Genomic DNA, 13,487 nt, shown 5'->3' on the forward strand with positions numbered 1-13,487 from the left:
CCCCGTTCTCCTGATTTATTATCGGGTCGGTTTTTACCGATCCTGTTGGCGGAAGGTTAGCAGAAGTGTGATGTCGCGCTTATATCCAAATGGAATGGGTTATGACAAATGGGATAATTTTGTTGGTTTACTGTTCAATCTGGTGATGAATAAAGCGATTGAACTGAAATTGTAGCGAATTAATCATCTGGGAAGACCAGCGGACTGCACTGTTTTCGGGCAACGTTTGCGGCATCCAGACGGCGTAAGCAAACAGCGCCATGCACAAGACGCGCTCCACCTGGTTCCCTTTCTGCGGTGCGAGGATGGGAAAACGGAAGCGCCAGCGGCAGGGCCACAGCAGCGGTACGCCCGCGGGCGTCAGCATATCGGCCAGAATATGGCTCAGATAGCCCAGCACCATCCCCTGGATGGCATCACCGGGGACGATCCAGCTTTCGGGCACTTTTAAATAGAAAAGCGTCAGCAGGCCAAACACGGCCAGCAGGCTGTGCGTAAACCCCCGGTGGCCGAACGCGCGGGCGATGGGTTTTGACACCCACTTCAGGCGCTGACCGAGGAAGGACTTGGGATGGTCAATATCGGGCAGCAGACAGGTCAATACGGCGGAAGGGACGATATGCCACCAGTCCCCCTGTGCCAGCACGGGGGTGAGTTCAGCGTTTTTGGCAAATACTGCGCACGCGATAGAAAAAAGCAGGTGGCCTTCCGCCGTCATGATAAAACCCATAAAACTGTCAATTCATACAGTATAGGGTTTTTATACAGTAGGCGGAAGAGGTGACGGTGTAACTGTTTGTCACAAACTGCAGGAGGGTCTTAACCGCCCCGCAGGTGATGCGCCGTGAGTTCTGCCAGTGAAATCAGCTTCACATCGGCAAGGGCAAACCGGGGATCGTGGCGGCCTTCTTCCGCAGGCACCACAATGGAGCGCATCCGCGCGGCTTTAGACGCTATCATGCCGTTAACGGAATCTTCCAGCGCAACGCAGTTGAGGGGATCCACGCCGAGCTTAGCGGCACAGTCCAGATAGACCTGCGGGTGCGGCTTGCTGTAAGGCAATTTCTCAGCAGACGCCAGCGCGTCGAAACTGTCGCGCAGTTCAAACATGATGAGCACTTTTTCCAGCATATGCAGCGGTGACGCCGAGGCCAGGCCGACCTTGAGCCCCTGGGCTTTACACAGCGCGACGGCCTCATGTACGCCGGGCAGCAGCGGCTTGCTCTCTTCTACCAGCGAAATGGCGCGGCTGATAATGCGCGCGGTCACTTCATCACGACCCGGTCCAGACCACGGCTGTTGGGCAAACCACAGGTCAACCACCATATCGATGCGCAGGCCCAGCGTATCGGGAAGTTCATTACGGCGGCTGATGTCCACGCCCAGGCTGGCCATGACCTCCAGTTCGGCGCGATCCCACAACGGTTCGGAATCGATCAGTAATCCATCCATGTCAAAAATTGCGGCAAGAATTTGGCGCGGTGTCGACATCACAACGTCTCCTTATCCAGGGTGTTCGACAGACGATAAGTGCTAAGCACACTCTGCAATTTAGCATATTGCTTTTAAAGAGCGGGCGAAATTGATGACCAGCAGGTAGACTTAGGCACAAATAACGCGTCTTTATGAAGAGGAACTGATGACGTATCAACAAGCTGGACGCATCGCGGTCTTAAAACGTATTGCTGGCTGGGTGATTTTTATTCCTGCCGTCATTTCTACGCTGATTTCTGTACTCAAATTTATGTACGATCACAGCGAAAAACAGCCGGGTATCAATGCGGTTATGCTTGATTTTGCGCATGTGATGATTGAGATGATGCGTTTTAATACGCCATTCTTGAATGTCTTCTGGTTTAACTCACCGACCCCGGATTTTCAGCATCAGCTGAATATCGGCTTTTGGGTGATCTACGCCCTGATCTTTGTTGCGCTGGCGCTGCAGGCCTCTGGCGCGCGAATGAGCCGTCAGACGCGCTTCTTACGCGAGGGCGTCGAGGACCAGCTCATTCTGGAGCAGGCCAAAGGCCCGGAAGGCATGAGCCGGGAGCAGATTGAATCCCGCATTGTTGTGCCGCGTCACACCATTTTCCTGCAAATTTTCCCGCTCTATATCCTTCCCGTGATCATCATTGTGGCAGGATACTTCTTCTTCTCACTGCTCGGTTTTCTGTAACCGATACGGGTGGCGGCAAAGCCACCCGTTCACGTCTCAGGCGGCAAGCATGCGCTCAAGCGCCCGCTGGGCGTTAACCAGGTGTTCCCCACCAAAAAGTATGGCGCGGTTCATCAGCGTATAAAGCTGATACACCGGTTGACGATCGAGGAAGCCGGGCGGCAGGGGAGAAACCGACTGATATCCGTCGTATATTTGCGGCGGTTGTTCTGGATGCAGCGGCAGCATGGCAAGATCGCACTCACGGTCGCCCCAGTAGCAGGCCGGGTCGAAGATATAGGGGCCGTTGGGCCCCAGCGCGCAGTTATCGGACCACAAATCACCGTGGAGCAGAGACGCCTGAGGCTGGTGGGAGGCCAGGCGCTGCTGCACGTGCTCGACGATGGCATCAATATTGCCAAACTCCAGCCCTTTCTCGGCGGCAAGCTCAAGCTGCCAGCCAATGCGCTGCTCGGCAAAAAACGTCGACCAGCGACGCTGCCAGGCATTGGGCTGTGGCGTGGTGGAGAGATCGTTGTCAAAATCAAGGCCAAACTGCGGCTGGTCGCTCCACTGATGGAGGCGCGCTAGCTGCTGGCCAAGAATGAAAGCGTTATGGGCATCCAGCGGACGGGCGGGGAGATATTCCATGACCAGAAAACTGTAATCGCGGTCGCTACCGACGGCCAGAACCTGCGGGACCGTCACCGTTTTACTGCGCGACAACAGCTCCAGCTGATCGGCTTCGGCGGTAAATATCGGAAGCAACTCACGTTCATCGCATTTTACGAAGAGATCGCGCCCTGCGTAGCGTAAATGCCACGCGGCGTGGATCTCTCCGCCTGGCAGTTCGTTACGCAGTTCAATTTCACCTTCACCCAGCTGCTCACTTAAAAGATGACTGATAGCCTGCCACATGTTGACTCTCCCATGTTGTCTGCCAGATCATAAAGTTAGCGCATTATTGCGGTAAAAAAATACGAACTAACGCACACCTGAGCGGTTTAATTTCATACAGGGCACTTATTGTTCTTTTTTCTGCCAGCTTTCCCAGGTGTCGACGTCAATTTCGGCGGGCTTGTCGGTCACACTTTCCACCAGGCTGGCGGCCAGCGCATGGACCTCTTCTTTATTAAGCGCGCCGATCAGGCCAAATGCCAGGGTGCCTAAATCATGAATATTGCCTTCGTCATCCGTCAGGGTGAGGAGAAAATTAGCCCGGGTGAAGGCATTGTTGAGCTCATTTAGCTCGGTAAGCGATGCCTCATGAAGGTTGACGGTTACGACATAACGAGTGATGTCACCACTGCTCATAATTCACCTCATTGTTATCATGGAAGTTTTCTTAGCATAGTCGATAGTTTGCGTTTGGCGACTCGGGGATGACGTTCCCCTTCATGCAGATGAAGGGGAACAGACGTTAATTTCGGGACAGGTAATCGACGATTTTTTGCGTATCGGCCAGCGAACAGAGGCGCGTGCCCTGGTTGATGGTGGCGGCGCTACCCGCCGCCACGCCGTAGCGCGTCATCTCCAGCAGTGACGCACCCTGCGCAAGCTTAAGCGTCATCGCACCCACCATGCTGTCACCCGCGCCAACCGTGCTCTGGCTCTTCATCGGCGGTGGAACAACCTGAACGGACGACGTTTCATCGACGGCCAGTGCCCCCTGCGGACCGAGGGAAACCACCACGCGTCGCGCTTTGCCGCTGCGTACCAGCTCCTGCGCGGCGGTGCGCACATCGTCAGGCTGCGTCAAGTCTCGGTTGACCAGCGCGCTTAACTCTTTCTGGTTGGGTTTGACCAGTTCAAGATTGCCCGGCACTAAGGCCGCTTGCAGGGCCTCGCCGCTGCTGTCGACGATGCAGCGGATACCGCGTTGCTGCGCCGCCTGAATCAGCGCGGTTAATTTTTCCGTGCTGACGCCGGGCGGCAGGCTGCCGCTGACCACCAGCAGCGCGCCGCTTTCTATCGTCAGCACTTTCTCTTCAAGCTGACGAAACTCGTCATCGGTGAGTTTCGCGCCCGGCATGACAAACCGGTACTGCTCGCCGCTGGATTCCACGTGAACATGCAGGTTTTGCCGCGTCCAGTCTTTCGCCTCGACGGTCTCTACGGCCACCTGTTCATCTGCCAGCAGGGAGACCAGGTGTTCACCGGTAGCACCGCCTGCGGGGAAAATGGCCGTGGCTTTGCCGCCGAGGTGGGTAATGGCGCGCGCCACGTTGATACCGCCACCGCCGGGCTCAAAGACCGGGGCGCTACAGCGCAATTTACCTTCCGGATAAATCTGCGGCGTCAGGGTGGCGGAATCAAGGGAAGGGGAGAGCGTCAGGGTGTAGATAGGAACCATCATTACCTCCTTTTAGCATGGGTTCCTTTTAGTCTGGCACCATTTGTCAGGAAGGCAATGTAAATAACAGTATGATTTTAAATATGAATAGTGAATAAAAGTGAGGCCGGAGACATATAAAATAAAACGCTTTTTGGGATCGTTCTTATTCAAAAAATGAAATAAGAAAACATTGCTATGTTATTTGCGGCTTTTTATAATTTGTTACCTTTCTCTGGACGCCTTGTCATTGATCCTCAAGAAAGATTCCGGGACCGTGTGGTCTCTTTTTTTGTTGTACGGACTCCTTAATAAAATGAAGCTTTTAAAGACAGTGCCCGCTGCACTGATGCTGGCGGGTGGCGTGTTTGCGGCTATGAACGCGACCGCCGATGATTCCGTTTTTACTGTCATGGACGATCCCTCCACCGCGAAAAAACCGTTTGAAGGTAACCTGAACGCGGGGTACTTGGCACAATCCGGTAACACCAAAAGCTCTTCTCTGACGGCGGACAGTACGCTCACCTGGTACGGTAATACCACCGCCTGGTCTCTGTGGGGTAATGCCAGCAATACGTCCGCTAATGACGAACGCTCTTCCGAGAAATATGCGGTAGGCGGACGTAGCCGTTACAACATGACCGACTATGACTACCTGTTTGGTCAGGCAAGCTGGTTAACCGACCGTTACAACGGTTATCGCCAGCGTGACGTGTTCACGGCGGGTTATGGTCGTCAGTTCCTGAACGGTCCGGTACACAGCCTCCGTTTTGAATTCGGTCCCGGTGTGCGTTATGACGAGTACACCAATGGCGATACCAAAACCCAACCGCTCGGTTACGCTTCTGGTACCTATGCCTGGCAGATGACTGATAACACCAAATTTACACAGGGTGTTTCTGTATTTGGTGCCGACGACACGACGCTGAACTCTGAGACGGCGCTCAACGTGGCCATCAACGAACACTTTGGTCTGAAAGTCGCCTACAACGTGACCTGGAACTCTTCACCACCAGAGTCTGCGCCGGATCATACCGACCGCAGAACCACGGTTTCACTGGGTTATAGAATGTAATAAAGACGGGCCGATGATAATGTCGGCCCGTTTATTCTCTCTGATCTTGTGACGTCCCTTCTGATGAGCTCTACTCGCCCCTAACCCCAAATCATCGCCGCCCAACGGAGTAACAGCATTGCGCCGCAGATGGCAATCAGCAGCAGCACCATTTTCCAGTGTTTTACGGCAAATCGTTTTGTTGGCATAACCTAATCCTTGTTCGTTGATATCCACAGTCTACCAAACAGGGCCTGAATATGCCCCTTCGCAGGAACGATTGGGTTATGCCAGCGTAGGGGGCGGTTCAGAACCAGTGGAATCGTTCGGCGAGAATCAACAATAAACCTGTGGCGGAAAGGATGTTCAATATCACAACCGTTCTACTGGATACGTTCATGGTATGCACCTTTGGGTTTAAAGACCTGTTCAAGAGTAGCCCTGCATTTCTAAATTGCGAGCGCCGGGAATATGCAACCTGCAAATTCATGCGAAAGTGCCAGCACATCAATCTGCCAGCAGAGGGTGCAATCTCCCTTTTGTTAGTGTTAACATTGCAAGGCTTGCCGTATATCCGGCGTTGTCTGATTTTCCGGCAGGTGAATGATGACGAACCAATTTGACGATTGTTGGTCAGATGGTGTCGTAATCTATTGTCAAATCACGATTATTTTCTTTGTATATGCTCTTATGTGTGGGGCATCACTGCAAATAAGGATATAAAATGCCTGTAATTACTCTTCCTGATGGCAGCCAACGCCATTTCGACCGCGCTGTTAGCCCAATGGATGTTGCCCTGGACATCGGTCCTGGTCTCGCGAAAGCGACCATCGCCGGCCGTGTCAACGGTGAGCTGGTGGATGCCTCCGATCTGATCGAAAACGATGCGACGCTGGCCATCATCACCGCAAAAGATGAAGAAGGTCTGGAGATCATTCGTCACTCCTGCGCGCACCTGTTGGGCCATGCCATCAAACAGCTGTGGCCAAACACCAAAATGGCGATCGGTCCGGTTATCGATAATGGTTTCTACTACGACGTTGACCTTGACCATACCCTGACTCAGGAAGATATCGACGCGCTCGAAAAACGTATGCACGAGCTCGCCGAAACGAACTATGACGTCATCAAGAAGAAAGTCAGCTGGCACGAAGCGCGTGAAACCTTCGTGAAGCGCGGCGAGAGCTATAAAGTCTCGATTCTTGACGAAAACATTTCGCATGATGACAAGCCTGGCTTGTACCATCACGAAGAATACGTCGACATGTGCCGTGGACCGCACGTGCCGAACATGCGCTTCTGTCATCACTTTAAGCTGATGAAGATCGCAGGCGCCTACTGGCGCGGCGACAGCAACAACAAGATGTTGCAGCGTATCTATGGTACCGCATGGGCCGATAAAAAAGCCCTGAACGCTTACCTGCTGCGCCTGGAAGAGGCGGCGAAGCGTGACCACCGTAAAATCGGCAAGCAGCTTGACCTGTACCACATGCAGGAAGAAGCGCCGGGTATGGTGTTCTGGCATAACGACGGCTGGACCATCTTCCGTGAACTGGAAACCTTCGTACGCTCCAAGCTGAAAGAGTACCAGTATCAGGAAGTGAAAGGCCCGTTCATGATGGACCGTGTGCTGTGGGAAAAAACCGGCCACTGGGACAACTACAAGGATGCGATGTTCACCACCTCCTCTGAGAACCGTGAATACTGCATCAAGCCAATGAACTGCCCGGGCCACGTTCAGATCTTCAATCAGGGTCTGAAATCCTACCGTGACCTGCCGCTGCGTATGGCGGAGTTCGGTAGCTGCCACCGTAACGAGCCATCAGGTGCGCTGCACGGTCTGATGCGCGTGCGTGGCTTTACGCAGGATGATGCGCATATCTTCTGTACCGAAGATCAGGTCCGTGACGAAGTTAACGCCTGTATTCGTATGGTCTACGATATGTACAGCACCTTTGGCTTCGAGAAGATCGTGGTCAAACTCTCAACGCGTCCGGAAAAACGTATCGGTAGCGATGAGACCTGGGATCGCGCAGAAGCGGATCTCGCCGTGGCGCTGGAAGAGAACGGCATTCCGTTCGAATACCAGCTGGGCGAGGGCGCATTCTACGGTCCGAAAATCGAATTTACCCTGTATGACTGCCTCGATCGCGCATGGCAGTGCGGTACTGTACAGCTGGACTTCTCCCTGCCGCAGCGTTTAAGCGCCTCTTATGTTGGCGAAGACAACGAGCGTCAGGTGCCGGTAATGATTCACCGTGCCATTCTCGGTTCTCTGGAACGCTTCATCGGCATCCTGACCGAAGAGTTCGCCGGCTTCTTCCCAACCTGGCTTGCGCCGGTGCAGGTGGTGGTGATGAACATTACCGATTCTCAGGCAGATTACGTTAAAGAATTGACGCAGAAACTACAAAATGCGGGCATTCGCGTAAAAGCAGACTTGAGAAATGAGAAGATTGGCTTTAAAATCCGCGAGCACACTTTACGTCGTGTCCCGTATATGTTGGTCTGTGGTGATAAAGAGGTGGAAGCAGGCAAAGTTGCCGTTCGCACCCGCCGTGGTAAAGACCTGGGCAGCCTGGACGTAAGTGAAGTGATTGAGAAGCTGCAACAAGAGATTCGCAGCCGCAGTCTTCAACAACTGGAGGAATAAGGTATTAAAGGCGGAAAACGAGTTCAAACGGCACGTCCGAATCGTATCAATGGCGAGATTCGCGCCCAGGAAGTTCGCTTAACAGGTCTGGAAGGCGAGCAGCTGGGGATTGTGAGTCTGAGAGAAGCAATCGAAAAGGCTGAAGAAGCTGGAGTAGATTTAGTTGAAATCAGCCCTAACGCCGAACCGCCAGTTTGTCGTATCATGGACTACGGCAAGTTCCTTTATGAAAAGAGTAAGTCTTCTAAGGAACAGAAGAAGAAGCAAAAAGTTATCCAGGTTAAGGAAATCAAATTCCGTCCTGGTACAGACGATGGCGATTATCAGGTAAAACTCCGCAGCCTGATTCGCTTTCTGGAAGATGGCGATAAGGCCAAGATCACACTGCGTTTCCGCGGTCGTGAGATGGCCCACCAACAGATTGGTATGGAAGTGCTTAACCGCGTCCGTGACGATCTGAGTGAACTGGCAGTAGTCGAATCCTTCCCTACGAAGATCGAAGGCCGCCAGATGATCATGGTGCTCGCTCCTAAGAAGAAACAGTAAGGCCTTCAAGCAGCAAAATCTGTGGAGCCTTCGGGTTTCATAGGTTTTGTTCGCCTATGTTTCGTTTATTTAACAATGCGAAGTGGAAGTTATTAAAATGCCAAAAATTAAGACCGTACGCGGTGCTGCTAAGCGCTTCAAAAAAACCGGTAAAGGTGGTTTTAAGCACAAGCACGCTAACCTGCGTCACATTCTGACTAAGAAAGCTACCAAGCGTAAACGTCACCTGCGTCCAAAAGCCATGGTTTCTAAAGGCGATCTGGGCCTGGTCATCGCGTGCCTGCCGTACGCATAAGTCGTTTCGTTTAACTTTTTTAACTTAGAATAGATACAGGAGAGCACACATGGCTCGCGTAAAACGTGGTGTAATTGCACGTGCACGTCACAAGAAAATTTTGAAACAAGCTAAAGGCTACTACGGTGCGCGTTCACGCGTATACCGCGTTGCCTTCCAGGCTGTTATCAAAGCAGGTCAGTACGCTTACCGTGACCGTCGTCAGCGTAAGCGTCAGTTCCGTCAACTGTGGATTGCGCGTATCAACGCAGCAGCACGTCAGAACGGTATTTCTTACAGCAAATTCATCAACGGCCTGAAAAAAGCCTCTGTTGAAATCGACCGTAAGATCCTGGCTGACATCGCAGTATTCGACAAAGTAGCGTTCACCGCTCTGGTCGAAAAAGCGAAAGCAGCACTGGCATAAGCCAGTTGAGAGAGGGGGCCTGGCTCCCTCTTTTCATATAACCCTGTAAGAAGATTGACATTTACCCGTGCAGGCTTTTCAATAAGGTCTCAACGGTTTTTACCCAACAAGGTAACGCAAGCATGAATGCTGCTATTTTCCGCTTCTTCTTTTACTTTAGCACCTGACTTCAGGAGGCTAGCGCGTGAAAGATGAAACGAAAAACAGCGCCAGATAAGCCTCCCGATGGAGGCTTTTTTTGTGCCTGAATTTGAGAGAATAACTCCACCAAATCGGTGTCTGCACCGACATAATGAGGAAAATCATGTCACATCTCGCAGAGCTGGTTGCCAGTGCAACAGCCGCCATTAATCAGGCCTCAGATGTTGCCGCGTTAGACAATGTCCGCGTCGAATATCTTGGGAAGAAAGGGCACCTGACCCTTCAAATGACAACCCTGCGTGAGCTGCCGCCAGAAGAGCGCCCGGCAGCGGGGGCGGTGATTAACGAAGCCAAAGAGCAGGTACAGCAGGCGCTGAACGCACGCAAAGCCGAGCTGGAAAGCGCGGTGCTGAATGCGCGTCTGGCCGCAGAGACGATCGACGTTTCTCTGCCGGGTCGCCGCATCGAGAACGGCGGTCTGCACCCGGTTACCCGCACCATCGATCGCATTGAAAGTTTCTTCGGTGAGCTCGGCTTTACCGTGGCGACTGGCCCGGAAATCGAAGATGATTACCACAACTTCGATGCTCTGAACATTCCTGGCCATCATCCGGCACGCGCTGACCACGACACTTTCTGGTTCGACGCGACGCGTCTGCTGCGTACCCAGACCTCCGGCGTTCAGATCCGTACCATGAAGGATCAGGAGCCGCCAATCCGTATTATCGCGCCGGGCCGCGTCTATCGTAACGACTACGATCAGACCCACACCCCAATGTTCCACCAGATGGAAGGTCTGATTGTTGATAAAAACATCAGCTTCACCAACCTGAAAGGCACGCTGCACGATTTCCTGAACAACTTCTTTGAGGAAGATCTGCAGGTTCGTTTCCGTCCGTCCTACTTCCCGTTCACCGAACCGTCTGCGGAAGTTGACGTGATGGGCAAAAACGGCAAATGGCTGGAAGTGCTGGGCTGCGGCATGGTGCATCCAAACGTCCTGCGCAACGTGGGTATCGATCCGGAAGTTTACTCCGGCTTCGCCTTCGGTATGGGCATGGAGCGTCTGACCATGCTGCGCTATGGCGTCACCGACTTACGTGCATTCTTCGAAAACGATCTGCGTTTCCTCAAACAGTTTAAATAAGGGCAGGACAGAACAATGAAATTCAGTGAACTGTGGTTACGCGAGTGGGTGAACACCACGCTGGACAGCGACGCGCTTTCTAATCAGATTACCATGGCAGGTCTGGAAGTGGACGGCGTTGAGCCGGTTTCAGGGGCATTCAACGGCGTGGTCGTCGGTGAAGTGGTAGAGTGCGGCCAGCACCCTAACGCGGACAAACTGCGCGTAACAAAAGTAAACGTAGGCGGTGACCGTCTGCTGGATATCGTCTGCGGTGCGCCAAACTGCCGCCAGGGGCTGAAAGTGGCCGTGGCGACCGTCGGTGCGGTACTGCCGGGCGATTTCAAAATCAAAGCGGCTAAGCTGCGCGGCGAGCCGTCTGAAGGCATGCTGTGTTCCTTCTCCGAGCTGGGTATTTCCGACGATCACAACGGCATCATTGAGCTGCCGCTGGATGCGCCAATCGGCACCGACATCCGCGAATACCTGAAGCTTGATGACAACACCATCGAAATCAGCGTCACGCCAAACCGCGCTGACTGCTTAGGGATCATCGGCGTGGCGCGCGACGTTGCCGTGCTGAACCAGACCGAGCTGAACGCGCCGGAGATCGCCCCGGTTGAAGCGACCATCAATGACGTGCTGCCTATCCAGGTTGACGCTGCGGATGCCTGCCCGCGCTATCTCGGTCGCGTGGTGAAAGGCATCAACGTGAAAGCGCCAACCCCGCTGTGGATGAAAGAGAAGCTGCGCCGCTGCGGTATCCGCTCTATCGACGCCGTGGTTGACGTGACTAACTACGTTCTGCTGGAACTGGGCCAGCCAATGCACGCCTTCGATAAAGATCGTATTGAAGGCGGTATTGTGGTGCGCATGGCGAAAGAGGGCGAAACCCTGGTTCTGCTGGACGGCACCGAAGCGAAACTGAACGCCGACACCCTGGTGATTGCTGACCACAGCAAAGCGCTGGCAATGGGCGGTATCTTCGGAGGCGAGCATTCAGGCGTCAACGACGAAACGCAAAACGTCCTGCTGGAGTGCGCGTTCTTCAGCCCGCTTTCCATCACTGGTCGCGCACGCCGTCACGGCCTGCACACCGATGCGTCCCACCGCTACGAGCGCGGCGTGGATCCTGCGCTGCAATACAAAGCGATGGAGCGTGCGACTCGCCTGCTGATCGACATCTGCGGCGGCGAAGCGGGCCCGGTTATCGACGTCACCAACGAAGCCACGCTGCCGAAGCGTGCGACCATCACCCTGCGTCGCAGTAAGCTGGATCGCCTGATTGGGCACCACGTTGCCGACGCGCAGGTGACCGATATTCTGAAGCGTCTGGGTTGCGACGTAACCGAAGGCCAGGACGAGTGGAAAGCCGTTGCGCCGTCATGGCGTTTCGACATGGAAATTGAAGAAGATCTGGTGGAAGAAGTGGCCCGTGTTTATGGCTACAACAACATCCCTGACGAGCCGGTACAGGCAGGTCTGGTGATGGGCACCCACCGTGAAGCCGACCTGTCCCTGAAGCGTGTGAAAACCATGCTGAACGACAAAGGCTATCAGGAAGTGATCACCTACAGCTTTGTTGATCCAAAGCTGCAGCAGCTGATCCACCCGGGTCAGGAAGCGCTGATCCTGCCAAGCCCAATTTCCAGCGAAATGTCCGCGATGCGTCTGTCCCTGTGGACGGGCCTGCTGGGCACTATCGTTTACAACCAGAATCGCCAGCAAAACCGCGTGCGAATTTTCGAAAGCGGTTTGCGCTTTGTACCGGATAATCAGGCAAATTTAGGCATCCGTCAGGATCTCATGCTGGCTGGCGCCATCAGCGGTAACCGTTATGAAGAGCACTGGGACCTGGCAAAAGGCACGGTTGATTTCTACGATATGAAGGGCGATCTGGAAGCGATTCTGGATCTGACCGGTAAATTATCTGAAATTGAATTCCGTGCAGAAGCCATTCCGGCCCTGCATCCAGGCCAGAGCGCCGCCCTCTATTTAGACGGCAAACGCATTGGTTTTATTGGGGTTGTTCACCCTGAGCTGGAGCGTAAACTGGACCTGAATGGCCGTACCATCGTGTTCGAGCTGGAATGGAACCTGGTGGCAGACCGCGTGATTCCTCAGGCTCAGGACGTCTCCCGCTTCCCGGCAAACCGCCGTGATATCGCGGTTGTGGTCGCGGAAAATGTGCCCGCAGCAGATATTTTGGCCGAATGTAAGAAAGTTGGCGTAAATCAGGTAGTTGGCGTAAACTTATTTGACGTGTACCGCGGCAAGGGCGTAGCAGAGGGCTTTAAGAGCCTGGCTATCAGCCTGATCCTTCAGGATACCAGCCGTACACTCGAAGAAGAGGAGATTGCCGCTACCGTCGCCAAATGTGTAGAGGCATTAAAAGAGCGATTCCAGGCATCATTGAGGGATTGAACCTATGGCGCTTACAAAAGCTGAAATGTCAGAATATCTGTTTGATAAGCTTGGGCTTAGCAAACGGGATGCCAAAGAGCTGGTAGAGCTGTTTTTCGAAGAGATCCGTCGTGCTCTGGAAAATGGTGAGCAGGTAAAACTCTCCGGCTTTGGCAATTTTGATTTGCGAGACAAAAACCAACGTCCGGGCCGCAACCCGAAGACGGGGGAAGATATTCCCATTACAGCCCGCCGCGTGGTGACCTTCAGACCCGGCCAGAAGTTAAAAAGCCGTGTCGAAAACGCAACGCCCAAAGCAGAGTAATATGAACTAACTAAAAAGGCCGCCCACGCGGCCTTTTTTCTTTGCGCTCTC

The 13,487-nt window shown here is 53.6% G+C and carries 17 protein-coding genes and 1 other annotated feature; of the genes, 10 read left to right on the top strand and 7 right to left on the bottom strand.

All coding sequences use genetic code 11. The features are described from left to right. Positions 1–127: 127 nt before the first annotated feature. Both FHC48_RS16530 and hxpB read right to left on the bottom strand, forming a co-directional pair. Complete coding sequence (locus FHC48_RS16530) at positions 128–718, bottom strand: metal-dependent hydrolase (RefSeq protein WP_059364125.1); 591 nt, start codon at positions 716–718, stop codon at positions 128–130. A gap of 101 nt (positions 719–819) precedes the next feature. Further along, a complete protein-coding gene (gene hxpB / locus FHC48_RS16535; RefSeq protein WP_220420551.1) occupies positions 820–1,491 on the bottom strand; it encodes a hexitol phosphatase HxpB in 672 nt (223 codons plus the stop codon). A gap of 148 nt (positions 1,492–1,639) precedes the next feature. Between hxpB and FHC48_RS16540 the strand changes: the two genes are divergently transcribed. After that, on the top strand, positions 1,640–2,176 hold the full coding sequence (locus FHC48_RS16540; RefSeq protein ID WP_008500663.1) for a YniB family protein: 537 nt from the start codon (positions 1,640–1,642) through the stop codon (positions 2,174–2,176). Between the two features lie 36 nt (positions 2,177–2,212). Here FHC48_RS16540 and FHC48_RS16545 read toward each other — a convergent pair whose 3' ends face one another. The 3 genes from FHC48_RS16545 to pfkB form a co-directional block, all read right to left on the bottom strand. Beyond that, complete coding sequence (locus tag FHC48_RS16545) at positions 2,213–3,073, bottom strand: fructosamine kinase family protein (protein WP_008500662.1); 861 nt, start codon at positions 3,071–3,073, stop codon at positions 2,213–2,215. 105 nt (positions 3,074–3,178) lie between these two features. Then, complete coding sequence (gene ghoS, locus FHC48_RS16550; protein WP_008500661.1) at positions 3,179–3,469, bottom strand: type V toxin-antitoxin system endoribonuclease antitoxin GhoS; 291 nt, start codon at positions 3,467–3,469, stop codon at positions 3,179–3,181. A 106-nt stretch (positions 3,470–3,575) separates the two neighbouring features. Further along, positions 3,576–4,508, bottom strand: a complete 933-nt coding sequence (pfkB, locus tag FHC48_RS16555; RefSeq protein ID WP_008500660.1) for a 6-phosphofructokinase II — start codon at positions 4,506–4,508, stop codon at positions 3,576–3,578. A 295-nt stretch (positions 4,509–4,803) separates the two neighbouring features. On the opposite strand from pfkB, the gene FHC48_RS16560 reads away from it, so the two are divergent. Continuing rightward, positions 4,804–5,562: a YdiY family protein gene (locus FHC48_RS16560; RefSeq protein WP_021241081.1), complete on the top strand. Its 759-nt coding sequence runs from the start codon at positions 4,804–4,806 to the stop codon at positions 5,560–5,562. 80 nt (positions 5,563–5,642) lie between these two features. Here FHC48_RS16560 and yniD read toward each other — a convergent pair whose 3' ends face one another. Next, the gene (yniD, locus tag FHC48_RS16565) at positions 5,643–5,750 is read right to left on the bottom strand and encodes a small membrane protein YniD (RefSeq protein WP_119312086.1); all 108 of its coding nucleotides are present in this window, start codon (positions 5,748–5,750) and stop codon (positions 5,643–5,645) included. A 98-nt stretch (positions 5,751–5,848) separates the two neighbouring features. Then, positions 5,849–6,049 (bottom strand): stress response membrane protein YncL, encoded by a 201-nt coding sequence (gene yncL / locus FHC48_RS23690; RefSeq protein ID WP_084635613.1) that lies wholly within the window; start codon positions 6,047–6,049, stop codon positions 5,849–5,851. A gap of 216 nt (positions 6,050–6,265) precedes the next feature. On the opposite strand from yncL, the gene thrS reads away from it, so the two are divergent. The 8 genes from thrS (at position 6,266) to ihfA (ending at position 13,436) form a co-directional block, all read left to right on the top strand. Beyond that, positions 6,266–8,194: a threonine--tRNA ligase gene (gene thrS, locus FHC48_RS16575; protein ID WP_008500657.1), complete on the top strand. Its 1,929-nt coding sequence runs from the start codon at positions 6,266–6,268 to the stop codon at positions 8,192–8,194. 3 nt (positions 8,195–8,197) lie between these two features. Further along, on the top strand, positions 8,198–8,740 hold the full coding sequence (infC, locus tag FHC48_RS16580; protein WP_023616141.1) for a translation initiation factor IF-3: 543 nt from the start codon (positions 8,198–8,200) through the stop codon (positions 8,738–8,740). A 97-nt stretch (positions 8,741–8,837) separates the two neighbouring features. After that, complete coding sequence (rpmI, locus tag FHC48_RS16585; RefSeq protein WP_001124225.1) at positions 8,838–9,035, top strand: 50S ribosomal protein L35; 198 nt, start codon at positions 8,838–8,840, stop codon at positions 9,033–9,035. A gap of 49 nt (positions 9,036–9,084) precedes the next feature. Next, on the top strand, positions 9,085–9,441 hold the full coding sequence (rplT, locus tag FHC48_RS16590) for a 50S ribosomal protein L20 (RefSeq protein ID WP_000124850.1): 357 nt from the start codon (positions 9,085–9,087) through the stop codon (positions 9,439–9,441). Between the two features lie 117 nt (positions 9,442–9,558). After that, positions 9,559–9,683 (top strand) — a sequence feature (Phe leader region). Continuing rightward, entirely contained in the window at positions 9,564–9,608 is a 45-nt protein-coding gene (pheM, locus tag FHC48_RS16595; RefSeq protein WP_001386830.1) for a pheST operon leader peptide PheM, read from the top strand. (Overlaps the previous feature by 45 nt.) Positions 9,684–9,745: 62 nt before the next feature. Next, positions 9,746–10,729 carry a phenylalanine--tRNA ligase subunit alpha gene (gene pheS / locus FHC48_RS16600; RefSeq protein WP_010426091.1) on the top strand — a complete coding sequence of 328 codons (984 nt, stop codon included), beginning with the start codon at positions 9,746–9,748 and terminating at the stop codon, positions 10,727–10,729. A 15-nt stretch (positions 10,730–10,744) separates the two neighbouring features. Continuing rightward, positions 10,745–13,132 (top strand): phenylalanine--tRNA ligase subunit beta, encoded by a 2,388-nt coding sequence (gene pheT / locus FHC48_RS16605; RefSeq protein ID WP_059364111.1) that lies wholly within the window; start codon positions 10,745–10,747, stop codon positions 13,130–13,132. Positions 13,133–13,136: 4 nt separating this feature from the next. Next, positions 13,137–13,436, top strand: a complete 300-nt coding sequence (ihfA, locus tag FHC48_RS16610; RefSeq protein ID WP_003857805.1) for an integration host factor subunit alpha — start codon at positions 13,137–13,139, stop codon at positions 13,434–13,436. The last annotated feature ends 51 nt before the right edge of the window (positions 13,437–13,487 follow it).

This window comes from Enterobacter sp. EC_50, assembly GCF_019584525.1.
Classification (GTDB): domain Bacteria; phylum Pseudomonadota; class Gammaproteobacteria; order Enterobacterales; family Enterobacteriaceae; genus Enterobacter; species Enterobacter roggenkampii.